Source organism: Mesorhizobium sp. LNJC394B00 (genome assembly GCF_000502555.1).
Lineage (GTDB): Bacteria > Pseudomonadota > Alphaproteobacteria > Rhizobiales > Rhizobiaceae > Mesorhizobium.
Genome location: NZ_AYWH01000002.1, coordinates 442,664 through 459,730 on the forward strand (window position 1 = coordinate 442,664; position 17,067 = coordinate 459,730).

General features: G+C 62.9%; 13 protein-coding genes. 10 read left to right on the forward strand and 3 right to left on the reverse strand.

The features are described 5' to 3' along the window. Entirely contained in the window at positions 1-1,038 is a 1,038-nt protein-coding gene (locus X751_RS157015; protein ID WP_023744172.1) for a zinc-binding dehydrogenase, read from the forward strand. Positions 1,039-1,219: 181 nt separating this feature from the next. Here the strand turns inward: X751_RS157015 and X751_RS157010 are convergent, their stop codons facing one another. The 3 genes from X751_RS157010 to X751_RS157000 form a co-directional block, all read right to left on the reverse strand. Beyond that, entirely contained in the window at positions 1,220-4,351 is a 3,132-nt protein-coding gene (locus X751_RS157010) for an efflux RND transporter permease subunit (protein WP_023671158.1), read from the reverse strand. Continuing rightward, the gene (locus X751_RS157005; protein WP_023744173.1) at positions 4,348-5,511 is read right to left on the reverse strand and encodes an efflux RND transporter periplasmic adaptor subunit; all 1,164 of its coding nucleotides are present in this window, start codon (positions 5,509-5,511) and stop codon (positions 4,348-4,350) included. The genes X751_RS157010 and X751_RS157005 overlap by 4 nt, the downstream gene beginning before the upstream one ends. 171 nt (positions 5,512-5,682) lie before the next feature. Beyond that, complete coding sequence (locus X751_RS157000) at positions 5,683-6,510, reverse strand: MurR/RpiR family transcriptional regulator (protein WP_023686446.1); 828 nt, start codon at positions 6,508-6,510, stop codon at positions 5,683-5,685. A gap of 147 nt (positions 6,511-6,657) precedes the next feature. On the opposite strand from X751_RS157000, the gene X751_RS156995 reads away from it, so the two are divergent. The 9 genes from X751_RS156995 to X751_RS156955 all read left to right on the forward strand — a co-directional run bounded on the left by X751_RS156995 (position 6,658) and on the right by X751_RS156955 (position 17,019). After that, positions 6,658-7,476, forward strand: a complete 819-nt coding sequence (locus X751_RS156995) for an N-formylglutamate amidohydrolase (protein ID WP_023686445.1) — start codon at positions 6,658-6,660, stop codon at positions 7,474-7,476. A 17-nt stretch (positions 7,477-7,493) separates the two neighbouring features. Beyond that, the gene (locus X751_RS156990) at positions 7,494-9,038 is read left to right on the forward strand and encodes an amino acid permease (protein ID WP_023691842.1); all 1,545 of its coding nucleotides are present in this window, start codon (positions 7,494-7,496) and stop codon (positions 9,036-9,038) included. A gap of 78 nt (positions 9,039-9,116) precedes the next feature. Continuing rightward, complete coding sequence (locus X751_RS156985) at positions 9,117-10,673, forward strand: amino acid permease (RefSeq protein WP_023744174.1); 1,557 nt, start codon at positions 9,117-9,119, stop codon at positions 10,671-10,673. Between the two features lie 79 nt (positions 10,674-10,752). After that, on the forward strand, positions 10,753-12,123 hold the full coding sequence (locus tag X751_RS156980) for a glutamine synthetase family protein (RefSeq protein ID WP_023744175.1): 1,371 nt from the start codon (positions 10,753-10,755) through the stop codon (positions 12,121-12,123). Positions 12,124-12,211: 88 nt separating this feature from the next. Continuing rightward, a complete protein-coding gene (locus X751_RS156975) occupies positions 12,212-12,667 on the forward strand; it encodes a hypothetical protein (protein WP_023744176.1) in 456 nt (151 codons plus the stop codon). Then, positions 12,664-13,083, forward strand: coding sequence for a type II toxin-antitoxin system VapC family toxin (locus X751_RS156970; RefSeq protein WP_031197611.1), 420 nt, complete (start codon positions 12,664-12,666; stop codon positions 13,081-13,083). Before X751_RS156975 ends, X751_RS156970 begins: the two co-directional genes overlap by 4 nt. A 13-nt stretch (positions 13,084-13,096) precedes the next feature. Continuing rightward, positions 13,097-14,482 (forward strand): aldehyde dehydrogenase family protein, encoded by a 1,386-nt coding sequence (locus X751_RS156965; RefSeq protein ID WP_023744177.1) that lies wholly within the window; start codon positions 13,097-13,099, stop codon positions 14,480-14,482. Positions 14,483-14,500: 18 nt separating this feature from the next. Further along, complete coding sequence (locus X751_RS156960; RefSeq protein ID WP_023744178.1) at positions 14,501-15,673, forward strand: iron-containing alcohol dehydrogenase; 1,173 nt, start codon at positions 14,501-14,503, stop codon at positions 15,671-15,673. Positions 15,674-15,912: 239 nt separating this feature from the next. Next, entirely contained in the window at positions 15,913-17,019 is a 1,107-nt protein-coding gene (locus tag X751_RS156955) for an ABC transporter substrate-binding protein (RefSeq protein WP_023671169.1), read from the forward strand. Positions 17,020-17,067: the final 48 nt, after the last annotated feature.

Here is a 17,067-nt window from a genome sequence, read left to right on the forward strand (position 1 = left end):
ATGGCGATACCTTCAGACATGAGAGCACTGCTGCTGATCGGCGACGGCTACACCAGGACGCCCTCCGGCAGCGTGCTGGAGGCGATGGAGCCGTATCTCACGCTGGGCAGCATCGGCGTGCCGACGCCCGGACCGAGCCAGGTGCTGATCAAGGTCAGCCTCGCCTCGATCAACCCGTCCGACGTCATGTTCATCAAGGGCCAGTACGGTCAGCCGCGCGCCAAGGGCCAGCCGGCCGGCTTCGAGGGTGTCGGCACGGTCGTTGCCAGCGGCGACGAGCCCTATGCGAAAAGCCTGATCGGCAAGCGCATCGCCTTCACCACCGGCGTCACCAATTGGGGCGCGTGGGCGGACTATGCAGTTGCCGAAGCTGCCGGCTGCATTCCGCTGCTCGACACGGTCCGCGACGAGGATGGCGCGGCGATGATCGTCAACCCGCTCACGGCGCTCGCCATGTTCGACATCGTCAAGCAGACGGGCGAAAAAGCCTTCATCATGACCGCCGGCGCCAGCCAGCTTTGCAAGCTGATCGCGGGTCTCGCCAAGGAGGCTGGGTTCCGGCCGATCGTCACCGTGCGCCGCGACGAGCAGATTCCGCTGTTGAAGGAGATCGGGGCTGCCCATGTGCTCAACGAGAAGGCGCCGGATTTCAAGGCAGCACTACGCGATGTGGTCAAGGCCGAGCAGCCGCGCATCTTCCTCGATGCCGTGACCGGGCCGCTGGCCTCGGCGATCTTCGACGCCATGCCGAAGCGCTCGCGCTGGATCATCTATGGACGGCTCGATCCGGACACCACTGTCATCCGTGAGCCCGGCCAGATGATCTTCCAACACAAGCACATTGAAGGCTTCTGGCTGGTCGAATGGATGCGCCAGTTCCGCGACAAGCGCGGCCCGGCGATCATGGAAGCACAGAAGCGCTTTTCGGATGGGCGCTGGTCAACCGACGTGACGGCGGTGCTACCGCTGGATGAGGCGATGGCGAAGGCCCCGGCGGAGCTGGCCAAGCCGAACGGGAAGGTGTTTATCAGGCCGTGACTTTCTACCCTCCCCCTTGTGGGGAGGGTCGACGAAGAGCAATTTTGCTCTTTCGTCGGGGTGGGGGTCTTGGCTCCTACCTCTGTTATTCGCGGGAGCGCTGGACCGACGTTAGTTGGCGCTGCACCCCCACCCCGGACCTGCGGTCCGACCCTCCCCACAAGGGGGAGGGTAAGCGGAGCTACTCCGCCGGCTCGACATTGGCGTACGCCGCTTCCTCAAGCTCCCGCTTCAGCCTCGCTTCCTCATGCGCCTTCGGCGTGACGAAGCGGCCGAGCAGGAGGTAGGCGACCGGGGTCAGGAACAGCGTCGAGACGGTGGCGAGACCCAGCCCGCCGACGATGACCCAGCCGAGCGCGATGCGCGCTTCGGCACCGGCGCCGGCGGCCAGCACCAGCGGGACCCCGCCGAGGATGGTGCAGATCATCGTCATCATCACCGGCCGCAGGCGGATGATCGAGGCCTGCTCGATCGCCTCGCGCACGCCGAGGCCGCGGTCGCGCAGCTGGTTGGCGAATTCGACGATGAGGATGCCGTTCTTGGCCATGACGCCGACCAGAAGCACGAGGCCGATCTGGCTGTAGGCATTGAGGCTGGTGCCTGACAAAAGCAGCGCAAAGATTGCGCAGGCAAGGCCAAGGGGGACCGTCGCCATGATGATGACGGCGCTGACGAAGCTTTCGAACTGGGCGGCGAGCACCAGGAGGATGATGACCAGCGCGAAGCCGAAAATGGTGATCATGGCGCTGTTGGTCTCGCCGAGCGTCGCGGCTTCGGCCAGCGGCAGGACGCGGCTGCCCGGCGGCAGCAGCGGGGCGGCGATCTGCTCGGCAACGCCGAGCGCGTCACCCAGTGCGAAATTGCCGTTCAGGTTCGAGGTGATCGCCACCGAAGGCTGCTGCTGTTCGCGGGTCAGCGACGGCGGCACGGCGCGCTCGGTCAGCGTGGCGATGGTCGACATTGGCACGAAGCGGCCGTCGGCGGTCTTCAGGAAGATGTTTTCCAGATCGGTCGGATCATTGATCGGGTTGGTGGTCGAGACCAGCTTCACGCCATAGCTGCGGTCGGCGATGTAGACATCGACGACATCGTTGCCGTCGAGCATGGCCTGCAAGGTGTTGGCGAGACCCGATATGTCGATGCCGAGATCGGAGGCGCGCTCGCGGTCGATCGCCACCGCCAGCTGCGGCTGCGTCGGGTCGATGGAAAGCCGCGGCGTCTGGAAGCGCGGATCGGCCTGCATCCGGGCGATGATCTTCACCGCCGCGTCGCCGAGCGCCTTGCGGTCGTTGCCGACCAGCGCGAATTGCAGGCCGTTGCCGGCGCCGCGAATGCCGAGGCTATTGGCCTGCACCGGGAAGATGCGCACGGATGGCACCTGCCGGGTCAGCTGGCTTATCTGCGCCATGATCTCCTGCTGGCTGCGCGTGCGCTCGTCCCACGGCGCCAGCGTCATCACCATGAAGCCGGAATTGTAGGCGCCGTTCTGGCCGGCGTTTTCGAAGGTCGAGACGATCTCGCCGGAATCGCGCAGCGGCTGGATCAGCCGCTCGATCTTCTGCATCTGCTGCGTGGTGTAATCGAGGCTGACGCCTTGCGGCGCGTTGATGCGCAACAGCACGACGGCGCGGTCCTCGCTCGGCGTCAGTTCCTGGCGGATGGTGCCGAACAGGCTGAAGGCGACGCCCGCAAACAGCACCGCAACCAGCAGCACGATCCACGGCGCGCCGAGGCAGGCATGCAAGGCGCGCTTGTAGGCCGCGTTCAGCGCGCCACCGACGCGCGCCCCAATGCCGTGACCGCCTTCATGGTGGAGCGATGCGCCGGTCAACATGCGCGAGGCCAGCATCGGGCACAGCGTCAGCGCCACCACGCAGGAGAGCAGCACCGACATGGCGAGGACGAAGCCGAATTCGCGAAACAGGCCGCCGGTCTGTCCCGGCAGGAAGGAGATCGGCACGAAAACGGCAACGAGCGTCAGCGTCGTGGCGATGACTGCGAAGAACACTTCTTGGGCGCCGAGCACGGCGGCGGCACGAGGCCCCATGCCTTCGTTGCGCCGTCGCACGATGTTTTCCAAAACGACGATGGCGTCGTCGACGACAAGGCCGGTCGCCAGCACCAGCGCCAGAAGCGTCAGAATGTTGATGGAGAAGCCTGCGAGATAGATGGCGGCGATGGTGCCGATCATGGCGACCGGCATTGACAGACCAGGGATCAGCGTCGCGCGCCAGTCGAGCAGGAAGATGTAGATGACGATCAGCACCATGGAGATCGACAGGCCGAGCGCGATCTCGACCTCGTGCACGGCGCCGTTGACGAAGACTGCGTCGTCGCTGGTGATCTTGATCGACATGCCCTTGGGCAGGTTTTCCTGCAGCTTGGCGACGGCTGCTTTCACTCCGGTGGAAATATCCAGCGTGTTCGATTCCGCCTGACGGATGATGCCAAGGCCAATGCCGGTCTTGCCGTCGGAGCGCAACGAGGTCTGGCCGATGTCGGGACCGAGCGTGACGGTGGCGACGTCGCGGATGCGCGTCGTGCCGCCGATGATGATGTTTTCGAATTCTTCCGGCGTCGTCACATCGGCCGTGGTGCGGACGATGAGATCCTGGTTGGTGGTGGTGATCGAACCGGCTGGTGAATCGAAAGCGACCGAGGCAAGCGCTGCCCTCAGATCGGCGACAGTGAAGCCGAGGCTGGCGAGCTTGTTCTGGTCGACATCGATGCGGAAGATCTTGTCGCGGTCGCCATAGACCTGAACGTCGGCGACGCCGGGCACGGCGGCCAGTTCGTCCTCGATCTGGTCCTGGACGATCACCGTCATGTCCTGCACCGACATGGTGTCGGAGGTGACGGCCAGTCGCATCACGGCATCGGAATTGGCATCGGCCTTGACGATGCGCGGCGGGTCGGCGGTCTCCGGTATCATGTTGGCGACACGGCCGACCGCGTCGCGCACGTCGGAGGCGGCGACGTTCAAATCGACGCCGTCGTTGAACTCGATGGTGACGCGGCTCTGGCCGAAGGAAGAGGTCGACGAGATCGACTTGACGCCGGAGACGCGGGCGACCGCGCCCTCGATGGTGTCGGTCAGTTCACGGTCGACGGTTTCGGCGGCGGCACCCTCGAAGGCCGTCGACACGGTGACCACGGCGCGGTCGACGTCGGGCAGTTCGCGGATTTCGACGCCATAGAAGGCGGCAAGGCCGGCCACTGCGATCAGCGTGTTCAGCACGAAGGCCATGACCGGCCTGCGGATGAAGAGAGCGGTGAAGCCGGTTTCGCTGGCGGTGCTGACAGGCGCGGTCATGAGCCTTCGGCGGCGTCCGCGGCGCGCTTGTCCTGGCCGGCGATGCGGACCGCGCCGCCTTCGCTGACGCTCTGGGTGCCTTCGGTCACCACCATGTCGCCATCCTCGATCTCGGCGTCGATCAGCACCGTCTCGGTGTTGCGCTGGATGATGCGCACGGGAACGCGCCTGGCCTTGCCGTCCTCGACCTGCCAGACATAGGCGCCGTCGGAACCCCACAGGATTGCCAGCGGGCTGACGGCCGGGTAGGTGTCGCCGGGGAAGCGCATGGTGATGCCGAACGACATGCCGGCGCGCAGCGAATCCGCTGGATTGGCGATTGCAGCCTTGACCAGCAGAGTGCGGCTCTTTTCGTCGATGTGGTTGTCGATGGCCGACACAGTGCCGGTATAGGCCTTGCTCGGATTGGCGATCGGCGTCGCCGACAGTTGCGCGCCGACCTTGACGGCGGCGGCGAAGCGCTCGGGCACCAAGAAATCGACCAGGATGGAGGAGCGGTCGTCAAGCGTGGCGATCGCCGACTGGCTGGTGACGTAATTGCCGGCCGATATCGGCAGGATGCCGACCGTGCCGGCGATAGGGGCGACGATCGAACGACGCTGCAAGGCGAGTTCGGCATCCTGCAGCGCCAGTTTGGCGCCGGCCAGCACCACTTGGGCATCGGCGACGGCGACCGGGGTCGCGGCGTTGGAGGCCCTCAATGATTTCACCCGCTCGAGCTTGTCCTGGGCATCCTGCAAGGCGAGCTTGGCACGATCCTGCGAGATCACCTCGGTCTCGGAATCGAGAACAGCGATGATCTGCCCCTTGTCGACGCGGGTACCGGACTGGACGAGGAATTCAACCAGCCGGCCGGAGCTGTACGGGTTGACCGTCACCGAGGCATTGGCGCGGCCGGTGCCGATCGCCTGCAGGCGATCGTTGATGGTGGCGGTGGCCGCAGGCAAGGCGACGACATTTGCCGGGCGGCCGGCAGCGTTGCGACCGCCTGCCTGTTTTGTCGTGTCGACCGCACCGGTTGTGGCGGGCGCCGAAGCATAGGTCCAGTCGATACCCCAGCGTGCCAGAACCTCCGGCGCGCCCGGGAAGAATCGCGCCCAGGCGAGGACAGCCGCGACCAGGATCACAAGCGCAAAAACGATCTGTTTCCAGGCGACCATCGACACTCCGGTTGGCAAAACGTCTACCGGTTTCACCAAGCAAAAAAACGCGCAGCGACGCACCCGGTATGTGCGAAGCCGCCGCAATATCATGGCTTTATGGCAATTCTGCCGCTTCCATGCACATTAAATCTGCGTAATTTTGCGCACCTGCGGCCGGGATTGAGCGTGTCAGCGCAGGCTTTCCAGGTCGCGGATGCGCTTGGCGCTGTCGGCCTCGAGCTGCCTGGTGACAGCGCCGATCAGCGTCTCGGCGACAACGAACAGAGCGGCGGAAGAGTCCCACGCCGAAGGCACGGCGGTGCGTCCTGCAATGACATGGCGGGCGAAGCGGGCGATCGGCGATAGCCACTGGTCGGTGAACAGCACGATCTGTACGCCGCGCTGATGCGCGGTCTCGGCAAAGCGTACCAGACTGTCCTGGTAGCGCCTGATGTCGAAGATCACCAGCACGTCGCGCTTGCCCATGTCGATCAGCCGGTCGCGCCAGATGCTCTCCTGACCGGCGAGGTGATAAACGTCGGGCTGGATGATGGCGAGGTGGGCGGCCATGTAGCGCGCCAACGGATCGGTGAAGCGGCCGCCGATCAGGAATGTCTTGCCGCGCCGTTCGGCGAGCCTTTCGGCGATGTCGGCAAGCTGCCTGTCGGACAGATGCCTGAAGGTCTCGCGCATATTGTCCAGCGTCGCCTCCAGCATTGGCGACACGGCACTGCTGCCCGGTGAGGCCGGATTGAGCGTGCGCGATGCCGGCGACTGCAATTGCGCCGCCAGTTCGTCCTGCAGCGCCGACTGGAATTCGGGATAGTTCTGGAACCCCAGCCTGGAGACAAAGCGCAGGATGGTCGGCGACGATACGCCGGCGGCGGTCGAGAACTCGGCGACCGTCTTCAGCCCGATCAGCGGATAGTTGGCAATCAGCGTTTGCGCGGCGCGGCGCTCGCCGGCCGGCATCGTGCCGATGCGGTCCGAAATCAGTTCGGCAATGCTGGAAATCATCGTTTTCCCCACCCCTGAGCCCGTCCAGACCGCTTCCCCGAAATCGCGTTTGACAAAGCCGGACAAACTGTATGAAATCATCCACAGGGACGCAATGACGCAAAATACGTAACATAAGATACAGCGCTCCCCAGGGGACGGCAGACTATGGAGAGAGCACGGCCCGCCAGCCTTGCATCGTCTGATACCGTAGGGGTGACGAACCCCGGCGGGTCCAGCCCTTTCGTGCTGACCTGCGACCACGCTTCCAACTTCCTGCCATCCGAATTCGGCACGCTTGGCCTGCCGGCCGAAGATCTCTCCCGCCACATCGCCTGGGACCCCGGCGCGCTGCCGGTGGCCCGCCGCATCGCGACCGCCCTCGATGCGACGCTCATCGAAACCCGCATCTCGCGCCTGATCATCGACTGCAACCGTCCGCTCGACGCACCGGACCTGGTGCCGCCGGTCAGCGAGACGACGGCCATTCCGGGCAATGCCGGCCTGTCGGACAGTGAGCGCGCCGAGCGCATCGCTTTGTCGTGGCGGCCGTTCCACGACACGATCGCATCGATCATCGACGACCGGCAGGCGCGTGGGCAGGAGACCCGGCTGGTGTCGGTGCATTCCTTCACCCCGGTCTACAAGGGCAAGAACCGGCCCTGGCATATCGGCATCATCCACGATGACGACCGCCGGCTGGCGTCGCCGCTCATAGCGGCGCTGCAGCGGCTCTCCGGCGTCAGTGTCGGCATCAACGAGCCCTATTCGCCGGCCGACCGCGTCTATTTCACTTTGGAGCGCCATGCACGCTCGCGCGGCCTTGCCTGCGCAATGATCGAAATCCGCAACGACGAGATCTCCGGCGAGACCGGGCAGCGGAAATGGGCGGATCTGCTCACAGGCATTTTTTCTGACCTGGAACCCGAGGAGGCCAAGGGTTCCCGGCGACACGCAGTGGGAAAGTCAGTTCAATCGGCCAGCTAGAAAAACAGGGGACGAAAATGGCAGGACCGGACAAATCAGACGCTGAAAGATCGGAGGATGTAAAAACCCTCCATAGCATGGGCTATGCCCAGGAGTTGGCTCGCCGCATGAGCGGCTTCTCGAACTTCGCTATTTCCTTTTCGATCATTTGCATTCTGGCGGGCGGCATCACGTCCTTCCCGCTGGCCATGGCGACCGGCAGCGGCTTCGAGGCGACTGTCGGCTGGGTCATCGGCGGCGTCTTTGCACTTGTCGTTGCCGCGTCCCTTGGCCAGATCGGCTCGGCCTATCCGACGGCCGGCGGTCTCTACCACTGGTCGTCAATTCTCGGCGGGCGCGGCTGGGGCTGGGCCACGGCCTGGATCAACTTGCTCGGCCTGGTCTTCGTCGTCGCCTCGGTCAATGTCGGCGTCTACGCGCTGTTCAAGGACCTTGTCTGGTCCGGCGTGTTCGGTAACGACGTCTCCGCGTGGGGCTATCAGGAGCAGGTGATCGGCGTTGTGATCATCACGGTCGCGCAGGCGCTGATCAACCATTTCGGTATCAGGCTCACCACCATGCTGACGGATTTCTCGGGCTACCTCATTCTGGTCGTCGCCGTCGTGTTGACCGCGATGTTCCTGATCTGGGGCGCAAGCTGGGATTTCTCGCGGCTCACCACCTTCGTCAACAACACCGGTGATCCAGGCGCAGGCTACGTTCCGACCGCACGGACGGCACTCGTCGCCTTCCTGATCGGCCTGCTCTACCCACTCTACACCATCACCGGCTTCGACGCTTCGGCCCACACGTCCGAAGAGACCCACAATGCCCGCGTGGCGGTGCCGCGCGGCATGATCCATTCGGTTCTGTGGTCGCTGGTGTTCGGCTTCGTCATGGCCGTTTCGTTCGTACTGGCCAGCCCCGATCTGGCAGCGACGGCCAAGGATGGCGCCAATGCCTGGTTCAATCTCTTCAACAATCTGCCGGCGCCATTCCTGCTGAAGAGCATCATTGCCATCGCGATCGTGCTGGCGAACTTCATCTGCGCGCTCGCCGGACTGACGTCGACCTCGCGCATGATCTTTGCCTTCGCGCGTGACGGCGGCCTGCCCGGTTCGTCGGTGTGGAAAACCGTCAGCCCGACATGGCGCACGCCCGTGGCGGCGATCTGGCTCGGAGCGGTGCTCGCAGTCGCAGCGACATTGTACTCGCCGGCTTTTGCCGCACTGGCGGCCGGCTGTGCATTGTTCCTCTACGTGTCCTACGCCATGCCCGTGGCCGCCGGCCTGCTTGCCGAGGGCAAGAGCTGGACCGAATTCGGCCCGTTCCGCCTCGGCATCTGGTCCAAGCCGTTCGCCGTCATCACGGTGCTTGGCGTTCTGGTGCTGATGTATGCCGGCATCCAGCCGCCCTTCGACATCCTGATCAACTATGCCATCGGCCTGATCGTTCTGCTGGTGGTTCTGTGGTTCGGCATCGAATCGCGCCGCTTCAAAGGCCCGCCGATCGGCGCCGACATTGCTCGCCGCGCTTCCGAGATCGCGGCCGCGGAAGCAGCCGTCGGCCAGACGGCAGGCTAACAGCAAAGACTAGATGCTCCGGCCGGCGCAAGCCGACCGGGGCAGGGCCGGCCAGCTAAGAATGCAAAGGGGACTACAATGGCAGCACCGGGTTATTCAGACACAGACAAGGCGGAAGACGTAAAGCACCTCCATTCCATGGGCTACGCCCAGGAACTTGAGCGGCGGCTAAGCCGCTTCTCCAACTTCGCCGTTTCCTTCTCCATCATCTGCATCCTGTCGGGCGGCATCAATTCGCTGGCGCAGGCAACGTCGGGCGCCGGCGGTATCGGCATCGGCATCGGCTGGCTGGTCGGCTGCTTCGTCTCGCTTACCTTCGCGGTCGCCATGTCGCAGATCAGCTCGGCCTATCCGACGGCCGGCGGCCTCTATCACTGGGGTTCGATCCTCGGCAATCGCGGCACCGGCTGGGTGACGGCCTGGCTCAACCTGCTCGGCCTGATCACCGTGCTCGGCGCCATCAATGTCGGCACCTGGACGTTCTTCATCGGCGCCTTCGGGCCGACGCTCGGCATCGAGGGTACGCTGACCAATCAGATGATCTTCCTGGTCATCATCACCGGCGCCCAAGCGCTGATCAACCATCTCGGCATCAAGCTGACTGCGAAGTTGACCGACTTTTCGGGTTACCTGATCTTCTTCGGCTCGATCCTGATTGCTGTCGTCTGCCTGTTCTCCGCCGAGACCTGGGATTTCAGCCGGCTCTTCACCTTCCACAACTACTCGGGTGAGGCCGGCGCCAGCGTCTGGCCGTCCGTCTCGAACGCCTGGGTGTTCGCTCTCGGCCTTCTGCTGCCGATCTACACCATCACCGGCTACGATGCTTCGGCACACACTTCCGAGGAAACCATCAAGGCGGCCTCATCGGTGCCGCGTGCGATGGTGATGTCGGTTATCTGGTCGGCGGTCTTCGGCTATTTGTTCCTGGCCGCCTTCGTACTGATGATCCCCAACATGGACGACGCCGCCAAGCAGGGTTGGAACGTGTTCTTCTGGGCCTTCGACCAGCGCGTCAGTCCCGGCCTCAAGGAGTTCGTCTACCTCGTCGTGTTCATCGCCCAGCTGTTGTGCGGCCTCGCAACCGTCACCTCGGCTTCGCGCATGATCTTTGCCTTCTCGCGTGACGGCGGCCTGCCGGGCTCGTCGGCACTGGCCAAGGTCAGCCCGACCTATCGCACGCCGGTGGCGGCGATCTGGACGGCGTCGGTCCTGTCGGTGCTGTTCGTCTGGGGTTCGACGCTGGTTTCGGTCGCCGGTACTTCGGCCTACACCATCGTCGTGTCCTGCACCGTCATCTTCCTGTTCCTGTCCTTCACCGTGCCGATCGTGCTCGGCATGCTGGCCTGGGGCACGCCGAAGTGGGACAAGATGGGACCGTGGAACCTGGGCCGTGGCATCTTCATGCTGTTCGGCGTTCTCTCGATCGTGTCGATGATCCTGATCTTCATCATCGGCATCCAGCCGCCGAACGACTGGGCGCTGTACATCACCGTCGGCTTCTTCATCCTGACGGCGATTATCTGGTTCGCCTTCGAGCGCAATCGCTTCCAGGGCCCGCCGCTGGGCGACATCATCGCGGCGCGTCAGGCAGCGATCAAGGCCGCCGAACAGGCGGTCGGCGAAACCGGCCACTGACGTCACCATCATGGCCATGGCCGGCGTGCAGCCGGCTATGGTTTCGTCCTCAACGACCAAGCACTGGAGTGCCAAAGGAATGGCCGGAAATTTCTCGTTCGATCAGTTGAAGAAAGCGGTCTCCAATGGCGAGATCGACACGGTGCTGGCCTGCATCGTCGACATGCAGGGGCGGCTGGCTGGAAAGCGTTTCCTGGCGCAGTACTTTGTGGATTCTGCTCATGACGAGACGCATGGCTGCAACTATCTGCTCGCCGCCGACATCGATATGGAGCCGGTGCCGGGCTACAAGGCGGCAAGCTGGTCGAAAGGCTATGGCGACTTCGTCATGAAGCCGGACCTGGCGACGCTGCGGCGCATTCCGTGGCTGGAAAAGACGGCGCTGGTGATCTGCGACGTGCTCGACCACCACACCCATGACGACCTGCCGCATTCGCCGCGCGCGATGCTGAAAAAGCAGGTCAAGCGGCTCACCGAACGCGGCTATATCGGCTACTTCGCCTCGGAGCTCGAATTCTATCTGTTCAACGAGACCTATGATTCCGCCCGCAAGAAGCACTGGCAGGGCCTCGATACCGCTTCGCCCTATATTGGCGACTACCAGATCGGCATCACCACCAAGGAAGAAGGCGTCATGCGCCGGCTTCGCAACGAGATGGAAGCGGCCGGCATTCCGATCGAGAATTCCAAGGGCGAATGGGGCCCGGGCCAGGAAGAGATCAATGTGCGCTATGCCGAAGCGCTCGACATGGCCGACCGCCACGTCATCCTGAAGAACGGCGCCAAGGAGATTGCCGAGTCCGAAGGCAAGTCGATTTCCTTCATGTCGAAATACAATTACGGGCTCGCCGGTAATTCCAGCCACATCCACAATTCGCTGTGGAGCGCCGACGGCAAGACGCCATTGTTCTTCGACAAGAAGGCGGACTGGACTTTGTCCACGCTTGGCCAGCAATGGGCGGCTGGGCAGCTCAAATACGCCAAGGAGTTTACCTGGTTCCTAGCGCCCTACATCAACTCCTACAAGCGCTTCCAGGCCGGCACCTTCGCACCGACCAAGATCATGTGGAGCGAGGACAACCGCACCGCCGGCTTCCGCCTGTGCGGCGAGGGCACCAAGGGCATCCGCATGGAATGCCGCATCGGCGGCGCCGACCTGAACCCCTATCTCGCTTTCGCAGCGCTGATCGCGGCCGGCCTTGCCGGCATCGATGAGAAGCTCGAACTGCAGAAGCCGTTCGTCGGCGATGCCTACCAGGCCTCGCGCCTGCCGGAGATCCCGAAAACGCTGCGTGACGCCACCGAGACGCTGGCCAAGTCGAAGATGCTGAAGCAGGCGCTCGGCGACGATGTGCTCGAACATTATGTCCACACCGCAAAGTGGGAGCAGTTCGAATACGACCGCCGCATTACGGATTGGGAACTGCACAGAGGGTTCGAGCGGTACTAAAACTTTATACAGCTTTAATGTTGACAATGTGGTGAAGTTAGTACCATATGGTACCTGTAAACTGCAGTGCTACATTGAGGAGTTTGCGATGTCCAAATATGCGCCGCTCAAGGATTTTCTCATTGCCCAAAATGTCGATCGCGTCCCGATGTCATTCGCCGAAATCGAGAGAGTGCTCAATCTGCCGCTGCCCGCATCGAAGCAATACCCTGCATGGTGGAGCAACAATCCGAGCAACAATCCCATGACAAGGGAGTGGCTTGAGGCTGGGTTCGAGACCGAATCCGTCAATATAGGGAGTGGGAAACTGGTATTTCGCCGCGTTCGCAAAGTGCCGATTTCGGCGCCGCCCAGTGGTAGCGTGCCTGCCGCGCCAAAGGAGGCGCGCGCGGATCGCCACCCCGGTTTTGGTTTCATGAAGGGCCTGATAACAATCGAAGCCGGATTTGATATCACCAAACCTTTCGATGACGAGCCATGGGACCGGGGCTATCTGGGCGGTGAGGCTGACGCGCGTGACGGCAAACTTGCGGTGAGTAAATGAGCGAAGGGCCAAACCTGCTTCTGGATACATGTGCGATGATCTTTGTCGCCAACGATAGTCTGATCGATCCGCACGCAAGCCGGGAGATTTCGGAAGCGGCCTATGACGGCCGTCTGTATCTTTCGCCGATGTCGGCATGGGAGATCGGAATCGGCGTAGCCAAGGGCCGGCTCAATCTGCCATTGACGCCACTCGACTTCGTGGAGCGTTTCATCGACCGAATGTCGGCAAAGCTCAGCGCTATCTCACCAGCCATTCTGATTGCGTCATCCAACCTGCCCGGTCCGCCTCATGGTGATCCCATGGATCGGATACTGATGGCAAGTGCGAGAGCGTTGGACATGGTTCTGGTGACGCGTGACGAGCCCATCCTTCGCTATGGCCGCAACGGCCATCTGCGTACGCTAGCCTGCTAAACTGGAGCATCCTTTGGAAACCGTAAAACTCAAATCGCCCATCGATGGTTCGATCTATGCCGAGCGACCGATCGCGACCGACCAGGCGATCAATGCCGCGGTCGAGCGCGCCAAAGCGGCGCAGGAGAAGTGGGCGCTGAAGCCGATCGTCGAGCGCGGCAAATTTATGCTGGCGATGCTCGAAGCGCTGGTCGCGATGACCGACGAGATCGTGCCGGAGATCGCCTGGCAGATGGGGCGACCGGTGCGCTATGGCGGCGAGTTCGGCGGCGTCAGGGAACGCACCAATTACATGGTCGAGATCGCTGAAGCCGCGCTGAAATCCGTGCCGGCATCCAACCCGAAGGACGGCTTCCGACGCTATGTGAAGAAGGATCCGCTCGGCGTCGTCATGGTGATCGCGCCGTGGAACTATCCCTATCTGACCGCCGTCAACACCATCGTGCCGGCACTGATGGCCGGCAATACTGTTATCCTCAAACATGCGGCGCAGACGCTGCTGGTCGGCGAACGGTTCCAGCAGGCGTTCGACAAGGTTGGGCTGCCCAAGGGCGTGTTCCAGAATGTCGTGCTGAACCATGCCCAGACTGAGAAGCTGCTCGGCTCGGGCAAGATCGACCATGTCAATTTCACCGGTTCGGTCGGCGGCGGCCGCGCCATCGAGAAGGCGGCGGCCGGCACCTTCATGACGCTCGGGCTCGAACTCGGCGGCAAGGATCCGGCCTATGTGCTGCCCGACGCCAAGCTCGACCATGCGGTGGCCAATCTGGTCGACGGCGCCTTCTACAATTCCGGCCAGTGCTGCTGCGGCATCGAGCGCGTCTATGTGCATGAGAAGGTCTACGACCAGTTCGTCGAAGGTTTCATCGCCGAGACGAAGAATTATGTGGTCGGCAATCCGCTGGAACAGGCGACGACAATGGGGCCGATGGCGCAGGCGCGCTTTGCCGACCTGATCCGCGAGCAGAAGGCCGAGGCGCTGCGCAAGGGTGCAATCGCACACATCAATATGAAGGTGGCTAACGACAAGGCCGGCTCGCCCTATCTGGCGCCGGAAGTGCTGACCGGCGTCGACCACCAGATGAGCGTCATGCGCGAGGAAAGTTTTGGCCCGATCGTCGGCATCATGAAAGTGCGCAACGACGAGGAGGCGATCGCGCTGATGAACGACAGCCCCTACGGGCTGACCGCTTCGATCTGGACCGGCGATATCGAGCATGCGGTGGCGATCGGCGACCGCGTCGAGACCGGCACCGTGTTCATGAACCGCTGCGACTACCTCGATCCGGCGCTGGTCTGGACCGGCGTCAAGGACACCGGCAAAGGCGTCGCCCTTTCGGCGCTCGGCTACGACAATCTGACCCGGCCGAAATCTTTCCATCTGCGCGAAGCCATCTGATTTTTTGAAAGACAAGACATGTCCAAGCTGATCTCCAAATGGAACTACCCGACCACCGTCCGCTTCGGCGCCGGGCGCATCAAGGAACTGCCTGAGGTGCTCGCTGCCACCGGCATTAAGCGGCCGCTATTCGTCACCGATCCGGGGTTGGCGAAACTGCCGGTCGTCGCTTCGACGCTGAAAATCCTCGACGACGCCAAGGTATCCTATGGCGTGTTCTCCGAGGTGAAGCCGAACCCGGTCGATTCCAACCTCACCGCCGGCATCGCCGTGTTCAAGAAGGGCAAGCATGACGGCGTCATCGCCTTCGGCGGCGGTTCAGCGCTCGATCTCGGCAAGCTGATCGCGTTCCAGGCTGGCCAGACGCGGCCGATCTGGGACTTTGAGGATGTCGGCGACTGGTGGACGCGCGCCAATTCGGATGCCATCGCGCCGATCATCGCCGTGCCGACCACTGCCGGCACAGGCTCGGAAGTCGGGCGTGCCGGCGTCATCACCAATGAGGCGACGCACACCAAGAAGGTCATCTTCCATCCGAAGCTTTTGCCGGCAATCGTTATTGCCGATCCGGAACTGTCGGTCGGCATGCCCGGCTTCATCACCGCCGGCACCGGCATGGATGCGCTGGCACATTGCCTCGAAGCCTATTGCGCGCCGGGCTATCACCCGATGGCCGACGGCATTGCCGTCGAAGGTGTGCGCCTGGTGTTCGAGAACCTGCCCAAGGCCTACGCCAACGGCAAGGACCTTGTCGCGCGCGCCCACATGATGAGTGCGGCCGCCATGGGTGCTGCCGCCTTCCAGAAGGGTCTTGGCGCCATCCACTCGCTGTCGCATCCGATCGGCGCGCTCTACGACACCCATCACGGCATGACGAATGCGGTGTTCATGCCCTATGTCTTGGCCTTCAATCGCGACTCCATCGAGGAGCGGATTGCCCGGCTCGCTGCCTATTGCGGCATCAAGGGTGGCTTCGACGGCTTTGCCAAAGCGATCATCAAGCTGCGCAAGGAATTGAAGGTGCCGCATGCGCTGCCCGATCTGATCAAGGGGCTCGACATGGACAAGAAGCGCAAGGGGCTGATCGCCGACATGGCGGTGGTCGATCCGACAGCCGGCGGCAACCCGGTCAAGCTGACCAAGAAAGCAGCGCTGACGCTGCTCGAGAACACTATCGCCGGCACTGTCTGAGGCGGTTTCTGCGCCGGACGTGATCTAAAAACGAAGGGAAAGGAAGGGCAAGGGGGCAAAAAGCAAGGCAATAAACCATTAGCCGGGAAATTAAGTCGAGGCTAATTGCTACAGCCGGTTAAAAAGAGTTAACTTTTCGTACCGCCGGGGGCCAGTTTCAAAAAGCTTTCATCTGGCTGTCATATGAAACCGATACCGCATCGCAGGCGTCCAGGACGCCAGTTCAACGGAGAGAACACATGTTCAAGTTCACAGGGAAAGTGCTTTCCCTTTCGGCCGTCGCCCTCATGGCGACCTCTGCTATCTCGTCGGCCCAGTCCATGGATGAACTGGTTGCCGCTGCGAAGAAGGAAGGCCAGCTCACGACAATCGCGCTGCCGCATGACTGGTGCGGCTACGGCGCCGTCATCGACGGCTTCAAGGCAAAGTATCCTGAGATCACCATCAACGAACTCAACCCCGATGCCGGCTCCGGCGACGAGGTCGAGGCGATCAAGGCCAACAAGGACAACAAGGGCCCGCAGGCGCCCGACGTCATCGACGTTGGCCTGTCCTTCGGCCCGACCGCCAAGGCTGACGGCCTGATCCAGCCCTACAAAGTGTCGACCTGGGACTCGATCCCCGACAGCGCCAAGGATGCCGATGGTTACTGGACCGGCGACTACTATGGCGTGCTATCCTTCCTGGTGAACAAGGACCTCGTCAAGGAAGCGCCTGCTGACTGGGCTGACCTGCTGAAGCCGGAATTCGCCAACACCGTGGCGCTTGCCGGCGACCCGCGCGCCTCGAACCAGGCCATCCAGGCCGTCTACGCGGCCGGCATTTCCGGTGGTGCGGCTGCGGGCGAAGCTGCTGGCACTGCTGGTCTCGACTTCTTCAAGAAGCTTAACGCCGCCGGCAATTTCGTGCCGGTCATCGGCAAACCGGCGACCCTGGCACAAGGCCAGACGCCGATCCTGGTGACCTGGGATTACAATGCACTTGCCGGTCGCGACACGCTGAAGGGCAATCCGCCCGTCGACGTCGTCGTGCCCAAGACCGGTGTCGTTGCCGGCGTCTATGTGCAGGCGATCAGTGCTTTCGCACCGCATCCGAACGCTGCCAAGCTCTGGCTGGAGTATCTCTACTCCGACGAAGGCCAGATCGGCTGGCTGAAGGGCTATTGCCACCCGATCCGCTTCAACGATCTTGCCAAGAACGGCAAGCTCCCGGCGGACGTGATGGCCAAGCTGCCGCCGGCCGAGGCTTACGCTGCCGCGGTGTTCCCGACGCTGGACGAGCAGGGCAAGGCAAAGGAAGCCGTCACCAAGAACTGGGATGCCGTCGTCGGCGCCAACGTCAAGTAAGGCTTGAAACCAACCGGGCGGCTTCGCGGCCGCCCGGTGTTCCTCGGA